The sequence below is a fragment of the Acidisarcina sp. genome (assembly GCA_035539175.1).
In the GTDB taxonomy this organism is placed as follows: Bacteria; Acidobacteriota; Terriglobia; order Terriglobales; family Acidobacteriaceae; genus JANXZS01.
On sequence record DATLIY010000006.1, the window covers coordinates 112,287 to 129,740 of the forward strand.

5 protein-coding genes and 1 tRNA gene are annotated in these 17,454 nt (G+C 57.5%); 4 read left to right on the top strand and 2 right to left on the bottom strand.

Features of this window, described 5'->3' with window-relative positions:
* Nucleotides 1-112 precede the first annotated feature (112 nt).
* The 4 genes from VM554_02310 to VM554_02325 all read left to right on the top strand — a co-directional run bounded on the left by VM554_02310 (nt 113) and on the right by VM554_02325 (nt 14,585).
* Nucleotides 113-2,986, top strand: coding sequence for an RNA polymerase sigma factor (locus tag VM554_02310; GenBank protein HVJ07193.1), 2,874 nt, complete (start codon nt 113-115; stop codon nt 2,984-2,986).
* 13 nt (nt 2,987-2,999) lie between these two features.
* A complete protein-coding gene (locus VM554_02315) occupies nt 3,000-6,938 on the top strand; it encodes a carboxypeptidase-like regulatory domain-containing protein (GenBank protein ID HVJ07194.1) in 3,939 nt (1,312 codons plus the stop codon).
* A 48-nt stretch (nt 6,939-6,986) separates the two neighbouring features.
* Nucleotides 6,987-8,330, top strand: coding sequence for a hypothetical protein (locus VM554_02320; protein HVJ07195.1), 1,344 nt, complete (start codon nt 6,987-6,989; stop codon nt 8,328-8,330).
* A 69-nt stretch (nt 8,331-8,399) separates the two neighbouring features.
* A complete protein-coding gene (locus tag VM554_02325; protein HVJ07196.1) occupies nt 8,400-14,585 on the top strand; it encodes an Ig-like domain repeat protein in 6,186 nt (2,061 codons plus the stop codon).
* An 807-nt stretch (nt 14,586-15,392) separates the two neighbouring features.
* Here VM554_02325 and VM554_02330 read toward each other — a convergent pair.
* Both VM554_02330 and VM554_02335 read right to left on the bottom strand, forming a co-directional pair.
* Nucleotides 15,393-15,480: transfer RNA gene (locus VM554_02330), tRNA-Leu, on the bottom strand.
* Between the two features lie 575 nt (nt 15,481-16,055).
* On the bottom strand, nt 16,056-17,453 hold the full coding sequence (locus VM554_02335; GenBank protein HVJ07197.1) for an efflux transporter outer membrane subunit: 1,398 nt from the start codon (nt 17,451-17,453) through the stop codon (nt 16,056-16,058).
* Nucleotide 17,454 lies beyond the last annotated feature (1 nt).

Sequence of the window (17,454 nt, forward strand, 5' to 3'; positions counted from 1 at the left end):
ATGGCATTGAACATCGGGTGTTATCCATTGGTTCGCGAATTGTTAACAGTTTGCAAATTGAGGGGCTGACTTCGGGAGATTGGGTCTTTCTAGACACTCCTTGTGTGTAGAGATGCAGATATTCAGTTTTCAACCCAAGCAGGAGCAGCGCGCAAGGTTCGAGGATATTGTCCTCGCATACTATCCCCGTCTCTTGCAGTGGGCCCTGCAGCTCACCCACGACCGTTCGGAGGCCGAGGACCTCGTACAGGAACTGTACCTGCGTGTTGCGCGCATCGATGCTGCGCCTGAGACCATTGAAAACATCGACAGTTATCTGTTCTTCGTGCTTCGCAATCTGCACTATGAAAACTTGCGGCGGGCGCGGACCAGCGCAATCGACGACCTCGCGATCGTGGATCATGAATCTCTGGCGCGAGGACTGCGAGCGGTGGACCACAGCAAGCTACCGTTTGTCCGCGCCGAACTGGAACATGTTTGTGACTATCTCTGCGATCGAAAGATCACATCTCGCTCTGCAAGCATTCTGCTCCTCCGTTTCTTTCTTGGGTATTTCCCGGGAGAAGTGATGAAAGTCGCACAGATGAGCCGGACGGCGGTCGATAAGGCCGTACGCCTGGCGCGACAAGAAGTGCGGCTGGACCTCGCTGCGAATACCGGCCCTCGAAGGACAGAGCGCGATCGGGAACGGAGAGTGGGAGCGCGCGATTCCAAGGGGGATCCGCAGGCTCTGTTCCTGGCACTCCGCGCACAGGTGTTTGATGGGTGCTCGGGACAGTGTTTCGCGCGTGGCTTCTTGCAGCGGCAGTATGCCAACCCGGGCCCTGGATTCACGACCGAGGAACTGGCGCACCTAGTCAGTTGCCGCAACTGTCTGGACAAGGCCAATGCGATCCTGGGACTCCCATTGCTTGCCGAACGATTTCTGGATGAGACCATCGGCCGCGACACGCCGCAAGGGCCAGACGGAGACTCCGGTGGCAGCGGCATGCCGACTCTTATTCGTGGTTGGGGTAAACGCCCGAAAGAGAATGTTGCTCAGATCCGCCGGCGAATGGAGAGGCGTGTTCTGGAGGCCATGCAGCACCGTCCGCAGCGTTTGCTTGTCGTAGTGGACGGGGATATTCGAGCCTCTCAACGGGTGACCGCGCCACTGAGCGAATTGCAGGTGGAATTGGGCCGACATGAAAAGCCCACTTACATTGAGATTCTGAGCGAACAAAATATTTGCATCGCATTCCTGATGGTGCGTACGCCAGACCTGAGCCAGGAACTCGATCAGCTCCGCGAGATTCAATTGAGCGATGACCGGACGATAGAGTTGCTCATTTCTTTTGCCATGGAGACCCCGACGATTCAGGTAATTTATCGCGATCCGCTCGTGAGCCTGGATGGTGCTTTGGAGGAGCCGGGCGAAATGGCGATTCCCGTCACCCTGTCAGCGAGTTCCATGAACGCTACTCCTTCCAGGCCAGCCGCGGACGGATACGCATCTCTGCGCCATTGGGTCCGCTCCTGGTTCCCCCGAATTTCCCCTCCAAAGATGAGCCCTTTATTTGCAAGCGCAATGGTGCTTGGATTTGCCTCGATTCTCTGCTTCGTATTCTGGATGCGCAGTGGTCCCAACGTCTCGGCGAAAGAACTTCTCACACGCGCAGAAGCATGGGATGCTTCCGCTGCGAGTACGAGCAAGCCCGGGGTCATTTATCAAAGAATCCGGATAAGCACACCGAACCGGAGCGTTGAGCGAACGATCTACCGCGATCCGGCAGGCAAGCGGAAACCTCGGCAACACGAATTGGACAACATCGACCAGCAACTCAAAATGCGCCTTGAATCCGCGGGAGTGAGTTGGGACGCGCCGCTCTCCGCCAGCAGCTTTCAGGCCTGGCATGATCGCCAGCGTTCCGTCCGTGACACAGTGACGCGCAGCGAGAATCTCCTTACACTCACCAGTTTCGCAAGTGACAGTGGGCCGATCATGCAGGAGACGCTGACTGTTCGCGAGAGCGACTTCCATCCAGTGCGGCGCAGCATCGACATGCGCGGCGTTGGCAACATCGAAATTGCTGAGCTGAATTACGATGTGATGCCCTGGGGAGCGCTGGATGGCGACTGGTTTGAACCGAGCGTTGCACCGCTTGTCAATCCCCATCGAGGCCCCGGCGTGCTTTCGCATCCTCTCATTCCATTGAGCGAGGATGAATTAGACGAGGCGGATCTGGGCGTGCGACTTGCGTTGAATCAGCTTGGCGCCGACACGGGTGAGAGGGTAACCATGGTGCGGACGCCTACCGGAATTCAGGTCAAGGGCATTGTGGCCACCGAAGATCGGAAGCGTGAAATTGAAGCGCGGCTGTTTCTGATTCCGCATGTGACTCCGCTCATTTTTACCTTTAACGAGATTCAGAGTCGGCCGGAAGAGGGGGACTCGATCGCGAGTATTGCGTCGGTCTCCGACGCGGCACAAGCATCACCGTTCGAAAATTACCTGGTGGAGCACGGAAAGAGTCGCGAGTATGCGCGTCAGAGTTCTGCAGACCTGCTCGATAGCGCAATTTCGATCAAGCAGAGCAGCCTTGCCATCATGAAGCTGCTGCACGATTTCAGCGATGGAAGGCCGATGACGCCTGCGGCTCAGATGTTACACAAGCAGCTTGTCGAACTGCACAGGGGCAAGCTGCACGCCGCGATCAGCAGGCAGGAGAGCCTCCTTGCAGCCATGGGTCTAAGCCATGCAGCGTCAGGAACTCCGTCCCCTCCGGACGGTGACCTTGAAGCAGTTGCTAATCGGAACCTTGCGTTGTGCAAGTTGCTAAGCCGGCAAGATGGCGGCTCAAAAGAATCCGCACAGCCTCTTCTGGAGGAGTTGGCCGATTCGGCGGCAAAGATCAATATTGTCGTCCAACGAATGGATGTGAATTCATCCTCATCCCACGCCAGTCTTGACGCAGGAAGATCCACTCAACCCGACCAACATCGATAGGAAGTGACGAATCATGTCTCTAAGGTTTTTGAAACACTTGACGTGTGTCTGTGTCTTTCTTGGCGTCATGGCGCATGCGCAGACGGCACGATTTACAGGCCAGGTCACAGATCCGCAAAACGCCGCGATTGCCAATGCCGAAGTACAGGTGGTCAATCAGGAAACCCTGGTGAGGGTGTCCACCAAGACGGACAACAGCGGTGCTTATGCCGTTCCTTACCTTACTGCTGGAAAATATCAGGTCATCGTTCGCGCAGACGGATTCAGCCAGTCTGCAAGCAGCAACTTATTCCTCCGCGTTGGAGAAGCACTCATCTATAACGTGCAGTTAAGCGTGGGCGCTGCGCAGGACTCCGTTACCGTTGACGGTGGAGCATCCTCGGTCGTGCAGGTAGATACCGCAAATGCGGAAGTCAGTGGCACGGTAACCAGCAAAGAAGTGGCGGGGCTTCAACTGAACGGGCGCAACTTCACTCAGTTGATCAGCCTTGTGCCTGGAGTTAGCAATCAGACGCAACAGGATGAGGCGAAGGTCGGCGTGCTGGGAAGCGTCGCGTACTCCGTCAACGGTGGACGTACGGAGTACAACAGCTTTCAGGTCGACGGTTCAGAAACCCTCAACACCGGAATCAACAAGGATCACAGCACGCTGTTGGTGTATCCCAGCGTGGATGCCATTCAGGAAATCAAGGTTCTGACCTCGAACTATGGGGCGCAGTATCCCAGCACCGGCAATGCAACCACGCTGGTGACAACCAAGTCGGGTACCAACGAGTTTCACGGCAATGCGTACGAGTTCATTCGCAACGAAAACCTGAATGCTAAGGGGTACTTCGACGTCACGAACGGCGCGCCTCTGTACCGGCGCAATGACTTCGGCGGAACCATCGGCGGTCCGGTCCTCGCTCCACATCTCTACGATGGACGCAACAAGACGTACTTCTTCTTCTCGGAAGAAGCGCGCCTGGAGAAGAGTCCCACGGCCTACCGGCAAGCCGTGCCATCGCTGGCGGAAAGGGCGGGCGATTTTAGCGATGTATGTCCCTATTTGCCACCAGGCGGGACGAATGACTTTCCCGGTCCCGGCTATCCCGACTGTCCCAGCGGCCTGGGTATCATCAACAACAACCTGGGTAACCTGGAGCCGTTGTCTCCGGCTTCGCTTGCCATTCTCAATACGGGCGTTATTCCCGCTCCCAATTCTTATACCGGATGCAATGGCGGCTCCAGTCCCACCGGATCCTGCTATCTGGCCGATATCTCTCTGCCGACCTACTATCGTGAAGAGCTTTTCCGCATCGACCACACGCTCAGCGATAAGACGCAGGCCAGCTTCCGTTACATCCACGATGAATGGGACACAACTACGCCTGTTCCCCAGTTCAGCAACATTACCAATAGCTTCCCAACCATTCAGAACCGGTTCTACGGTCCGGGGCGCAGCCTGGTGGCGCGTGTGACCCACACCTTTAGTCCCACGCTTCTGAATGAATTTGTCACCAGCTATACGAATTCGTCTATCACCCTTGCGGATGTGCCAGCGCCCTTCGTCTCGCTGCGGCGGCCGGCAACGCTCGACGCCGCGCCATGCGCCTATGGAACTCCGGGCCAGGCTTGCGGAATGGGCTCCATTTTTAACAACGGCTTCGGGGGCAAGCTTCCCGCTATCGTAATCGGCGGTAACAATGCGGAGTATGGCGGTTACGGTTTCAGCGTCGATCCCAGCTACATGCCCTGGAAGCACAGCAATCCGACTTACAGCTTTTCAGACAACCTGAACAAGATGCTCGGGAAGCACAGCTTCTCGTTCGGCGCGCAGTGGCTCATCTTTCAGCGCAACCAGATCAACGGTCCGATCGGCGCGGCCACGGGCGATGTCCAGGGAATCCTGACGTATAGCAACGAGCAGTCGGCTCACACAACAGGCAATGCGTTTGCAGATTTTCTCCTGCAGCCAACATCGGTTCCGGAAGGGAACAACTTCCATCGATTCAGTTACGGCGGTCCCGCGAGCTTCCAGCAGGACAGCGCCCAGGCCAGGTACTATCAGCGGTTCCAGATTGTCGAGCCCTACTTTCAAGACGATTGGAAAGCAACCTCTCGCCTCACCGTTAATGCGGGCTTGCGTGTAAGTCTCTTCGGCACGTATCGCGAGAAGAACCATAGCGCCTATAACTGGCTTCCAACCGCTTTCAACCAGGCGGTATCGCGGACTCTCCACGTAGCCAACAACGGCCAGCTGATCGACAATGCCAGCAGCACTCCGGTCCCGATCTACGGAGCCAATGGGGCACCCGATCCGCGTGTGATCAACGGCATCGTGCAATGTGGCGTGAACGGTGTTCCCGCTGGGTGCATGGCGGGTCACCTGTGGAACCCTGCGCCTCGTGTGGGCTTCGCATGGGATCCACTCGGCAACGGAAAGACCTCGATCCGCGCCGGCTACGGCATCTTCTTCGAGCACGGTACAGCCGACGAAGCCAATAGCGGGTCGCTCGAGGGCAGTGCTCCGATGGTGCTGAGTATGACGCAGCTCAGTCCACTCGGTATCGGCTGCATCGGCAACAGCGCTCCGGGATGTTCAAGCACCGGATCGGGCGCGTTCCCGCTCAACGTTACAAAGATTCCCACCAAGGCGCAGTGGTCCTATGTGCAGCAGTGGAGCATGAGCGCAGAGCGCCAGTTGCCGCAGAACATGCTGGCCAGCTTTGCCTATGTGGGCAGCAAGGGAACGCACCTGACCACGGAGCGCGAATTGAACCAGTTGATTCCGATTCCGGCAGGTACTACGCCTTTCAAAAAGCACCAGCCCCTCACTAAGGCGGATTGCGGATCTGGTTCCAGTGCTGCAGGTTTCGACGGCTACTACTATCACCTCGAGAACCGCGCAACCATCGGACCTTCCGATCCCGGCTTCATCAACATGGAGGCAGCCTGTTATGGACAGGGCACCGGCGGCCAGATTGACCCCAACGCGCTTCGGGAATTCGCGCCGGGCATGGGCCAGATCTACTCGCTCGAGAACATCGCCAACTCGCATTACCATGCGTTTCAGGCAACACTGCGCAAGGTCACCGATAGCCTGACGCTAGGCGTCGCTTATACCTACAGCCACTCCATAGACGACGCATCGGATCGTTCGGACGCGACGTTCGTCAACTCGTTCGATCTGCGCTCCAATCGGTCCAGCTCCAACTTCGATCAGCGCCATCTGCTCCACATCAGCTACATCGCCAATCTCAAGTTGTGGCAGTGGGCACAATCTTTCTGGAACGGAATCAACACCGATCCCAGCGGCGATGCAAGTTTGAACCCGCCGCACGCGGACTTCGGAACATCGAAGATTGTCCGCGGTGTACTCGATGGCTGGCAGCTCTCTGGGTTGACACTCTTCGAATCCGGCATCCCCTTTACCGTGGTTAACGGCGGCAGCGCCAACGGCATCTCGTTCCTCGACAACGCAGGTGTGGATAACGGCGTTGGCTCGGGCTCCTATCCGGATCTGGTTGGTTCTGCCCACAGCCACGTTCCCGCCGGCGGCAACAACGGGAACAGCTTTGGACCCCTGTTGCTCAACCCCGGCGCATTTGCAGCTCCGCAGGGACTCACCTTTGGAAACGCAGGCCGCAATGTTCTAAACAACCCGCATCGCTGGAACTTCGACGCTGCTTTGCAGAGGCGCATTCCTCTGCCATTTGAAAGAACCTCTCTGGACTTCCGTGCGGAAGCCTTCAACGTCTTCAATCACACGCAGTTCCGCATCTACGATCCGACTCTCGGGAATCAGCCGCAGAACACCGCCAGTTGCTATGGTCCCACCAGTTATTCGGCCGGTGATCCAGGCGGAGAAGTCAAGGGGGATCCGGGGTGCCTGAATGGAAGCTCCTTCCTGCATCCGGTCGATGCGCACCGTCCACGCACCATTCAATTCGGCGTGAAGCTGGCCTTTTAACAGGGAAGAGATACCACGATGAAACAACAAAACATACGAAAAAACAGGATGAAGAAGACGATCCTCGGTTATTTCCTGGCAATGGCTCTCTTTCCCGTCATTGGATGCGGAGGCGGGCAGGGAAGCGGTAGCTTACTGACTCCCCAGACGCCGGCAGGATCGCAGGGCAGCCAGTCGCATAACTATATTGGCACCCAGAGCATGGATGGAGGATCCCATAATGGCCTGCTCTTCCAGTACGGAGGCACCTGGGCGGTCACGCTGGATGACGCCACGAAGTATTTCTCCTACCAGAACATCGGCCACGAAGGGTATGAGGGAGAGACGCTGTTCAACGTAGGCAACCTTCCGATGCCCTTGCCACCTGCCATTCCTACCGTGGGAGCGGTCGCCGGCAGCGGCTTTCTCAACTTGACGGCGAGCTCCAGCGGCGCGGCTCCCGGAGCAGCGGGGTATGCGATTGAGATCCCCGGAGAAGCGGCGCTCGTACGCCCGGGAAACAATACCATAGCGCCGGTCGTGTCGGTGATTACGAACGGCTGTCCCAATCTCAAGGGCAACGTCACCTATCAGTTCATCGCTCTGGGCACGCCGCTACTGTACGACTCCAATCCGCATGGGGCGTATGGCAGCGTGCAGGCCAGCAACAGCGGGACGGTCTGGACCTTTAACAACCTCAATATGCACACCTTTGGCGGTGCATCGTTGACCCCGCCGCCGCTGCCCACCGGCAACTGCGGCTATACGCAACTGGGCTATGCGGTGAGCATCGCACCCAGCACGGCTACCAACGGCAATACCTTCACCACGGCTGTGAGCCCCAACGGCTTCTTCGTCATGGACCAGGGCCAGGGCGAGATCGCAAACGCATCCGCGCTCTCGTATCCCGGAGGCTTGAGCAATACCGGCCTGGTCGGGGTCGAACAGCCCTCGACCCCACTGAACACCGCAAACATCGTCGCAGGCAAATATCTCGGTTTCGAGTTCGATGGGGTCAACCTCAGCCTGGGAAGAGTTGGATCCATGCCGGTCGTCTTCGGGCAAACGGCCGGCTCCGGGACGGTGATGACCGGGGGCGCATTCCCCAAGGACGACGTCACTCAGGCCGCGCCCTCTAACATCACCATCGATCTTGGTCAGCAGGACTCGCAGAGCAACGGCCTCTACAAAAATGTGACCGTCACTGTGCCCGATGTGTACGGGGGCTGCATTGGAGCGCCGTTTGGCGGCGTGGACGCCAAGGGAAATCCCACTTGCACCTTCCCTGGCGAAGCAGTGATCGGCAATCCGGGCGGCAAGTTCGCCATCTTCATCACCGTCAACGACCTCAGCCAGGCCGTCAGCCATTACACGGCGGATGCGGCTCTGGACTTCTTCCTCTATCAGCAATAGCGGCTCGTCTGTGCGCCGCGTTTTCAAACGCGCTTTTTGTCGGGACCAAAACATTTCGAGAGGGGCTTTATGCCGTATCGCACTGCTTCACACGCACATCGTTTGTTCTGCTTATTGGCTCTGTTGCTCCTGTCGTTCGTGGCTACAGGAGCAGCCACGGCACAGACCCTGGCGTTCACTCCCGGCCAGTACGAGATCTATGCGGGCAATCCCGTACCTCCGGGTGGCGGAGGTCCCAGCCTGTCGTCGTCAGGTTATACCGGCACCGCGGGGAATTTAGTCTTGGCCGGACCCGGCAATATCGCCTATGACACCGCCGGGAATCTATACATCATGGATCAGGTGGACAACATCCTGCGCGTGGTGGCGGCCAGCAACAACGCCATTCCCACGCTGCCCGGTATCTCGGTACAGTCTGGCCATGTCTATACCGTGGCGGGAACCACGAATCCTCCGGGTAGCAGCATTCCATGCTCCGGCGGAGCCGATGTGCAGGGCAATGGCTGTCCGGCGACTGTGGCCTCATTCCAGAACGTATGGGGCATCGCTGTGGACAAGAACGGCAACGTATACTTCGCCGACTACTGGAACAATCAGATTCGCGCGATCTACGGCGGGGCCGGTGGGCTGCCAGGTATCTCGAGCCCTCAACAAGGTTACATGTACGCGTTGACCAACACGGCCAATGACACGACCGGCACATTAAGAGGCGAGAATGGGCCTGCTGGCAGCGCGGTGGTTCCATATCCGGCGAACCTTGCGGCAGACAGCAAGGGCAACATCTACTTCACCAGTGCGAACGATAGAGGCCTGCGTTTCATCTATAACGGCGGCAACCTGCCTTCCGGCTTCTTTCCGAGTGGAACAACACCGACCCAGGGCAATGAGTACCTGTTGACCAACGGTAGGGGAACATGCCCAAACCCCACTCATACAAGAACCATAGGGACACGTACGATCCTTCTGTCCGGTGCCTGCGACGGCTTTCCAGCGAGCGAAGCCTTCTTCCTGAGCACAGGCATTGCGATTGCTATCGATGCCTCCGACAATATTTATTTGCAGGACCGATCCAGTTCTCTGGTTCACGCCATTTATCTTGGTGGAAAGCTGCCCGGTCTTGATTCCTCCACGTTGACCATCGGGAACCTCTACGCGGTCGCAGGGAACGAGACGCAGGGGGTTCCAATATTGGGAGGCCTCGCCCTGCAGAGTCCGCTGTTCATCAGCGGAAACTACGCAGGCAGCAACCAGGCGATCGCTGTTGGCGCAGATGGAAGTCTCTACTTCAATGGTTCCGTAGGTTACGGAGTCGGCCAGGACAAGATTTTCCGTGTGGATCCATCTGGCATCTTGACGGTTGTCTTTGGCGGCAACACGAGTTGCGCAGTCGCGCTCAATACTGCATCGGGTGCTCCTCCTGTGGACCAGCAGCTTGCGGGTTGCGCATCCACTTCTGTTCCCGACCTGACTGCCTACGGTCTCGCCGTGACTTCCGGTGGGAATCTTTATATAGCCAACCAGGTGAACGCTGGCGCCAATATCATTATGGAGTCGAATGTCGCGACTTCGGCTATTGCTTATACCGGCACTATCGGGCTGCCGATCCAAAACCAGACCGTCACTATTTCCAACCTCGGTACGCAGTCTCTGCAACTGAACAACGTGGACTTCACGGGTCCATTTAGCCAGGTGACGACTGGCGGATCGAACGACTGCTCGGCCTCGACCAGCCTGGCTAGTGGAGCAAGCTGCCAGATCGGCGTCAGCTTTCTGCCCACAAGCGCGGGTACGCAGAGCGGAACCCTCAAAGTTACCAGCAATGCTCTGAATGCTACGGGCGGCTCAAACATCGTGAGCTTCAGCGGCGTGGCAGCGCAAGCCAGCAGCAGCACGAAGCTGATCGCATCACCCGGTGGTTCCGTCATCGCCAATGCCGGCCAGGCTGTTACGCTGACTGCGACGGTATCGCCGCAACCAGCGGATACTCTCAGCCCAGGCGGGACCGTCATGTTTATGGACGGAAATACGAGCCTCGGTTCGGGTACCGTGAATAACGGCGTGGCGACCCTGACGGTCACCAGCCTCGCAGCCGGAACACATGCGATCACAGCGGTGTATCAAGGCGAGACCAACTTCAGCGGCAGCACGTCAGCGCCGGTCAATGTGACTGTTTCCGCCACGCCGGTTGCGCTGGTGACGGTCAGCGGTTCGGCTTCTTCGATCAACAGCGGGCATAGCGTCACCTTTACCGCAAATGTAGCCGCCTTCTCCAGCGCGGGCGTGCCCACCGGGACGGTCAGCTTCCAGGATGGAGCCAATCCGCTGCCTAACAGCACGGTGACCCTGAGCGGCGGCACGGCAACCTACACAACGTCCATACTTCCTGCGGGCAACAACCAGATTCGTGCCGTTTATAGCGGAGACAGCCAGTTTGGAGCCAACAGTTCGGAGCCAGTATCGGTTCAGGTGAACGCGCCGGGACTTCTGCAATTCACACCAGGCGTCATCTCTCTAGTCACAGGAAGCTACTTCACCAATAACGGCGCACCGGCCAACGGAACCGCGGCCAACATCGCCCAATTCCGACCGGGCAACCTGGCTGTGGATAGCTATGGCAATACCTACGTCATTGGTCCGAATGCGGGCGGTGTCTACGGTGGATCCTCGGTGTGGGTCACTGCTTCCGGCAATGGTCCCATTCCTGGAATCAACAGCCCTCAAAAGGGAAACATCTATCTCCTCGGCAATGCAACACCTTGCGCTAACTACTCAACGGCGCCATGCGGCGACGGCGGACCAGTCACTCAGGCGTTTTTCCTTAGTCCCTCTACGCTGGCCGTCGACGCGCTCAACAACATCTACGTTGTCGACCGCTACGAAATCCGCAAGATTTCAGCGTTGAGCGGTACGGTGACCGATATCGGCGGCACCTATGGCACGTATGGTTATGGTGGAGACAACGGTCCTGCGACCGCCGCAACAGTGAGAGTTGCGGGCATGTTTGCAGATCTGGGCGGCAACATCTATATTGCGGATGGCTCGGATGCCCTGGTGCGCAGGATTGACGGACAGACCGGCATCATCAGCACCATCGCCGGACAGCCTCCCATCGATCTAAACACTCCTACGCAGTGCGCTGCGGTGCCTTGTGGGGACGGCGGCTTGGCCACCGCCGCAGGCTTAATCAACCCAGTGGGCATCTTCGTGGACCAGGCCAACAACGTGTACTTCGGGGAAGATGGCAACGATAGTAATCTTCACGACACCAAACATGTGATCCGCAAGATTGATGGTCAGAGCGGCATCATCTCTCTCTATGCGGGTATGTACAATAGTCCGAACCAGACCTATTTCAACCAATGCGATCCACAGGAGCAGATGCCTTGCGGGGACGGCGGTCTGGCCACCAGCGCCAGTCTCAACAACGTCAGCGCGATCACTGGCGACGTAGCCGGAAATGTCTACGTTGCCGACAATAATACGGTCACAGTTCGCCGGATCGATGCCAGGACCGGCATCATCGATACCGTTGCAGGCAACATGGCGCTGGCGGGCAACTCCTATGACCCGCTGAGCAATGCATGCGCCACGTCCAATGTGACCTCTCAAAATCCGCCCTGCGGCGATGGTCTCGCGGCCACCGCGGCTTTCCTCAATAATCCCAGTTCCATCGCAATCGATCCCCAAGGCAATCTCTACATCGCTGACAAGGGAACCGATGTTGTCCGCGAAGTCAGCGGCGCCAGTTCTGCCATGGCCTTCGGCAGCCAGACGCTGGGCACGTTCACTCCGCTGACGGTCACGCTGACGAATTCCGGCTCTCAACCGCTGACCCTCAGCGACATCAATGTCCCCATGAATTACGTGCAGCAGGCCAGCGGCAGCAGCGACTGCACTGGCTCCATGACGCTCACCCCGGGCGGTGCATGCGCCCTGGACATCGCCTTCTTCCCCACGGCAACCGGCTCACTACTGGCGACATTGACCATCACCAGCAACGCGGCGAATGCCACCAACGGCCAGAACGTTATTGCGCTGTCCGGCACGGGCGTGAGCCCTGGCGGAACCACTGCCCAGACCATTACCTTCAACCCGCCCGCGGGACCCTTCTATGAAGGCGAACAGATTCCGTTGACCGCAACCGCCACCTCCGGATTGAATGTCGATTACCTGGTGACCAGCGGCTCGGGAATCATCCTCAACAATGGAACCGCAAGCGCTGCATTAAAGATCACCGGAGCCGGCAATGTCACCGTTACTGCCTATCAGTTCGGCGACAGCCAATATGCCCAGGCGACGCCGGTTGCAGTCAGCCTATTAGCCACGCAACCCGTACTGACCATCACCGCGACGAGTCCGTCCCTGGTGGTGGGATCGGCTCTGCCGGTTTTCACCGGCTCGGCATACTTCACGGTCAGCGGACTGATCCCCGGCGATGCCGCATCGGTGGTCATCGGCCAACCGGCCTTCACCGTGCAAAACGCCTCCGGCGCAACCGTCCCAGTGGGAGCGACGCTCGAAGCCGGTACCTACACCGTGGTCATCGCGCAGGGTACGCTGAGCTTCCCGTCCTACTACAAGCCCAGTTTTGTCAACGGCACGTTGACGGTGACAGGCACAAACCGCCAGACTGTCAGCTTCACCGGTCTGCCCGCCACCGCCACCTATAATGCCGCAACCACTTACTCGCTGATTGCCACCGCTCTGGACGCCACAACCGGACAGGCTGATGGTCTTCCCATCACCTATTCGGTGACCGGCCCAGCCACGGTGAGCGGCGACGTGCTAACCGTCAATGGCGCGGGCACGGTGACCGTAACCGCGACGCAGGCGGGCAGCGGTAACTACTCTTCCGCCTCGGCCAGCCAAACCATTCAAGTGGCAAAGGCCACGCTCACGGTAACCGCAGTCAGCCTCACCTACGCGCAGGGAGTTGCGCTGCCTGCGCTTACATCGTCCTCGAACTACACGATTACCGGTCTAGCCCCTGGGGACAATCTCACCGCCATCACCGGTCAACCCGCGCTTTCTATCGTGGACACCAAGGGGATCACCGGCACGCCCGGCGCAATTCTGGCAGCGGGAGCGATGCCTCCGGCTGGCGTCTACACCATCAACATCAGCGCGGGTTTCCTTGCCGCTACCAACTACAACTTCAACTTCGTGCCCGGCACCCTTACTGTGGGTAACGGTACCGCGCAGACCATCAATTTCCCGCCGATTCCAAACGTGGTGTATGGTGCGGCGCCCATCACGCTGGGAGCAACCGCCAGCTCCGGACTCGCGGTTAGCTATTCGGTCTCTCCGTCGAACCTTGCCATGCTCTCCGGCAACGTTCTTACAATCACCGGAGCAGGCAGCGTAACCCTAACCGCAACGCAGGTGGGCAACAACAACTACGCTCCCGCACAGCCCGTGCAGCAGACCTTTATCGTGGCGCCTGCTGTACTGACGGTCACCGCGAATAATGCAACGCGTCTCAACAACACGCCCAACCCAAGCTTCAGCTACACTTTCTCGGGTTTCGTCAATGGCGATATGCAAGGCACCGCGGTCTCCGGTACCACGCAGCCCGTCACGACTGCAACAACCACATCGCCGGTGGGCCAGTATCCCATCACGTTCAGCCTTGATGCCAAGGGCAGCAGTGGTCTCGCCGCGATCAACTACACCTTCAACTATGTCCCTGGAGTTCTGACCATCACTAGTGGCGGTCCGGTATCCGGTTATACGCTCACGGCGTCGCCACAATCCGTCGCTGTTACACAAGGTCAGATTGTGCAAACCCGGATCACGCTGTCACCAGTCAACTTCTATCAGGGGCTGGTAAATATGAGCTGCAACAACCTGCCGGCAAACGTGACCTGCACCTTTTCACCCGCGACGCTCACTGCCAACGGGAACAACGAGCCGGTCAGCACAACACTCACCATTAACACCAACAGTGCTTCGCCTGTTGTGGGACAGCTACATCCTCAAGATGGCTCTTCAATGCTTGCGGCAAGCTTTTACATGCCGGGAGCCATGCTGGGACTGTGGCTTGCTCTCGCGCGTAAACGGCGGAACATAGGAGCCTGGCAACTCCTGGTGGTCGTTGCTCTGCTCTCGGGAGCGATCGGCTTGACGGCATGCGGCACTTCGACGAAGAACAACTCGTCGCTTGCCCAAACCGGCAGCAGCACCTTCACTGTAACCGCGAAAGATTCCGCGGGAAATGTGCTTCAGAGCATCACAATCGGTCTTACCGTTCGCTAGAGCGGCTGTACTGCTATCTCCAACCGCAGTCGCGAAGGCTCAGGGCGTTCGAGCTTTCGCGATTGTGGGTTGGTTTCTCCCAAACAAACTCTCGTCGAAGTGGACTTCTACGTAGGAGCTGACCATTGTTCTTGGCAGGATTGAAATTCGCCTTCGGCGCAATCACGGGCATGATCACATTAGCCTGCGCCATTATCGGACTACTCGCGTCCGCGGAGTGGTTCATGAGCCGGCAAGGTTGGCGCAGTCAAAGAAACAGATCTGGCCGGCCTGCCTCAGATGCCATTACCACGCCGAGTAGCCAGTCCCTTTTAGGCCCCAATGGGTCGGCTGATTCCGATGACATCGAGCCCCGAAAGATCGAATACTTGCAGTAAGCGCCCAGCTTCAAAGCGTGCAATTGGATTGAGTCGGCGTGTGTTGGGATGGACTTCCATCAAAAAAACGGAACTTGGACAGTCCTTCAAAGGCCTTCAAAGGCGCAAAGTGGCAGTCGGTCAACGACGCCTCCCAACAGCTATAACTAAAGAACGCATATCAAGTGATATTCGCACGACAGGGGACGATCTGTTCGTTCCGACGGGCGGGCGCCTCATCAGATGGAACGCGTCCTCCATCCTTCTATGACGGCACATTCGAGTATCTTCGCGCGTGCGGAATCCCCGGGGCCAGCCGACATCCCTAACTATCCCAGAGGTATTCCCGGCAACTAGACAAAATTTGCAATTAGTCGCAACTATTCACAGTTGGCGGTTTGCGCATAGAAAAGGCATCCGAGGATGCCCATCTTGCATGCTAATGATTCTCTGGTGCCGGGAGGGGGGGTCGAACCCCCATGGCCGCAAGGGCCGGCGGATTTTGAGTCCGCTGCGTCTGCCAGTTCCGCCATCCCGGCTCTGCACTGCAATTATAGTAGAATCAATAACTTAATTGACGTCTACTTCGCTGTTGCGGTGGACTCAAAAATACGAGTTGCAGTCACGTTTGCACCTGTTTCTTGAGCATTCTCAGTATCGCACAACTCTCTGGACAGCAGCCAGCCTGTGCATAGGGGCAAGGCAAACGGTTGATATATACCTCGGGAACGTCTGGTTAGCTTCAGGGCAATCCAACATGGAGATGCCGTTGAAGGGATTCCCGAGTGATCCAATCCAAAACTCAGAGAAAGAGATTGCACAGGCAAATCTGACCAATGTACGCCTGCTGATGGTTGGCAACTCCGCTTCGAGTTACCCACGGGATGACATCCTGTCAGATAGATGGCGACTGTGTAGTCCACAAAGCGCAGCCTCACTTTCTGCAGTGGGGTATTTCTTCGGGCGCGAAGTGACAGATGGCCACACTGTCCTGCACAGCCGGCTTGCAGCATTTCGTTCTTACGCTGCCAAGGCCACTCAGAATTGAACATCCTTTTGCAATTGCCACTCTGGCTTGATAACAATGGCGAAAGCTCCCTCTTCGGCGTCGTGCTTATTGTTTCCAGCCGCCTCCTAGCACTCGATAGAGCGTTACCAGGCTCTGATATTCACCGGTTCGTATTTGAGCCAGGGTGAGTTGAGCGGAAAAGAGCGAACGCTGATTGTCGAGAACTTCAAGGAAAGTTGTAATGCCTCCGCGGTAGCGCATTTCGGATATGCGTACTGCCTCCTGCAGGGTCTTCACGGACGCTTCTTGTCGAATCCGCTGTTCATGGATTTTTTGATAGCCGATGAGAGCATCCGAAACTTCGCCGAAGGCCTTTTGAATTGTTTGCTCATAGCCAATGAGGGCCTGACGCTCGGCGGATTGAGCGAGATGCAAATTTGAAATAAGCGCGCCGCCAGTAAAGATCGGCTGAGCCAGGGAGCCGCCGTAGGACCAGATTCCGCTGTTCGCGCTCTGCCCAACCCCTGAAACCGCGAAATGCCCAAGGGCCCCGCCGCCGGAACCAGTCAAGCTGATCTTCGGGAAGAAAGCGGCCTTCGCAACTCCAATCTCGGCGTTTGCTGCAATCAGCGTCTGTTCTGCTTCGCGAATGTCGGGCCTGCGTTCCAGCAGCGCCGATGTCAGACCTGCGGGTACCTCAGGAGGAACATACTGCTCTGTGAGCTTTTGGCCTCGTGGAACCTTATCAGGATAATTTCCAAGCAGGATGCTGATGGCATCTTCAACCTGGCCAATCTGTCTTTCAATATCCGGGATCTGTGCATTTGCCGTATCGAGTACCTGTTGCGCCTGCAACACGTCGACCTTGGTTGCTACGCCGCGGTCTACTCGCAGTTGCGTCAGCCTGACCGAGTTGCGTTGAACTGTAATCGTGTCGCGATCAATTTGAAGTTGCAGGTCGAGTCCGAGCAACTGAAAGTAATCGCTGGCGATATCGCTGACCAGTGTAAGGACGACAACGCGTTGTGCCTCCTGGCTGGCTAATAACTGCGCTCGCGAGGCCTCAGTTGCACGCCGCAGGCCACCGAACAGGTCTAACTGATAACTCGCATCTGTCGCCAAGGTAAGGATGTTGGATGTTTGCTGGGACGAGATTCTGCCGCCGCTGAAATCACCTGTCCCCTGAATCTGAGGGAACTGATTGGAACGTGTTATGCCTAACTGAGCTCTTGCCTGATTGATCCTCTCCGCTGCGGTTAGGAGATCATAGTTGTGCTGGAGTGCGGTTCGGATGAGGTTTTGCAATATGGGGTCCTTAAAGATTTGCCACCAGGGAAGATCTGCGACGGACTGCGCCTGGGGTGCGCTCGGGGTATCTTGCGAATCTCTGTAAGCAGGCGGGATGGGTATGGATCGCCGGTGATAGTTCGGTCCAACGGTGCATCCCTGCAGAAAAGTCAGCAGCGTCACGATGGGTAGAACGGTATAGTGGCACTTCTTCATC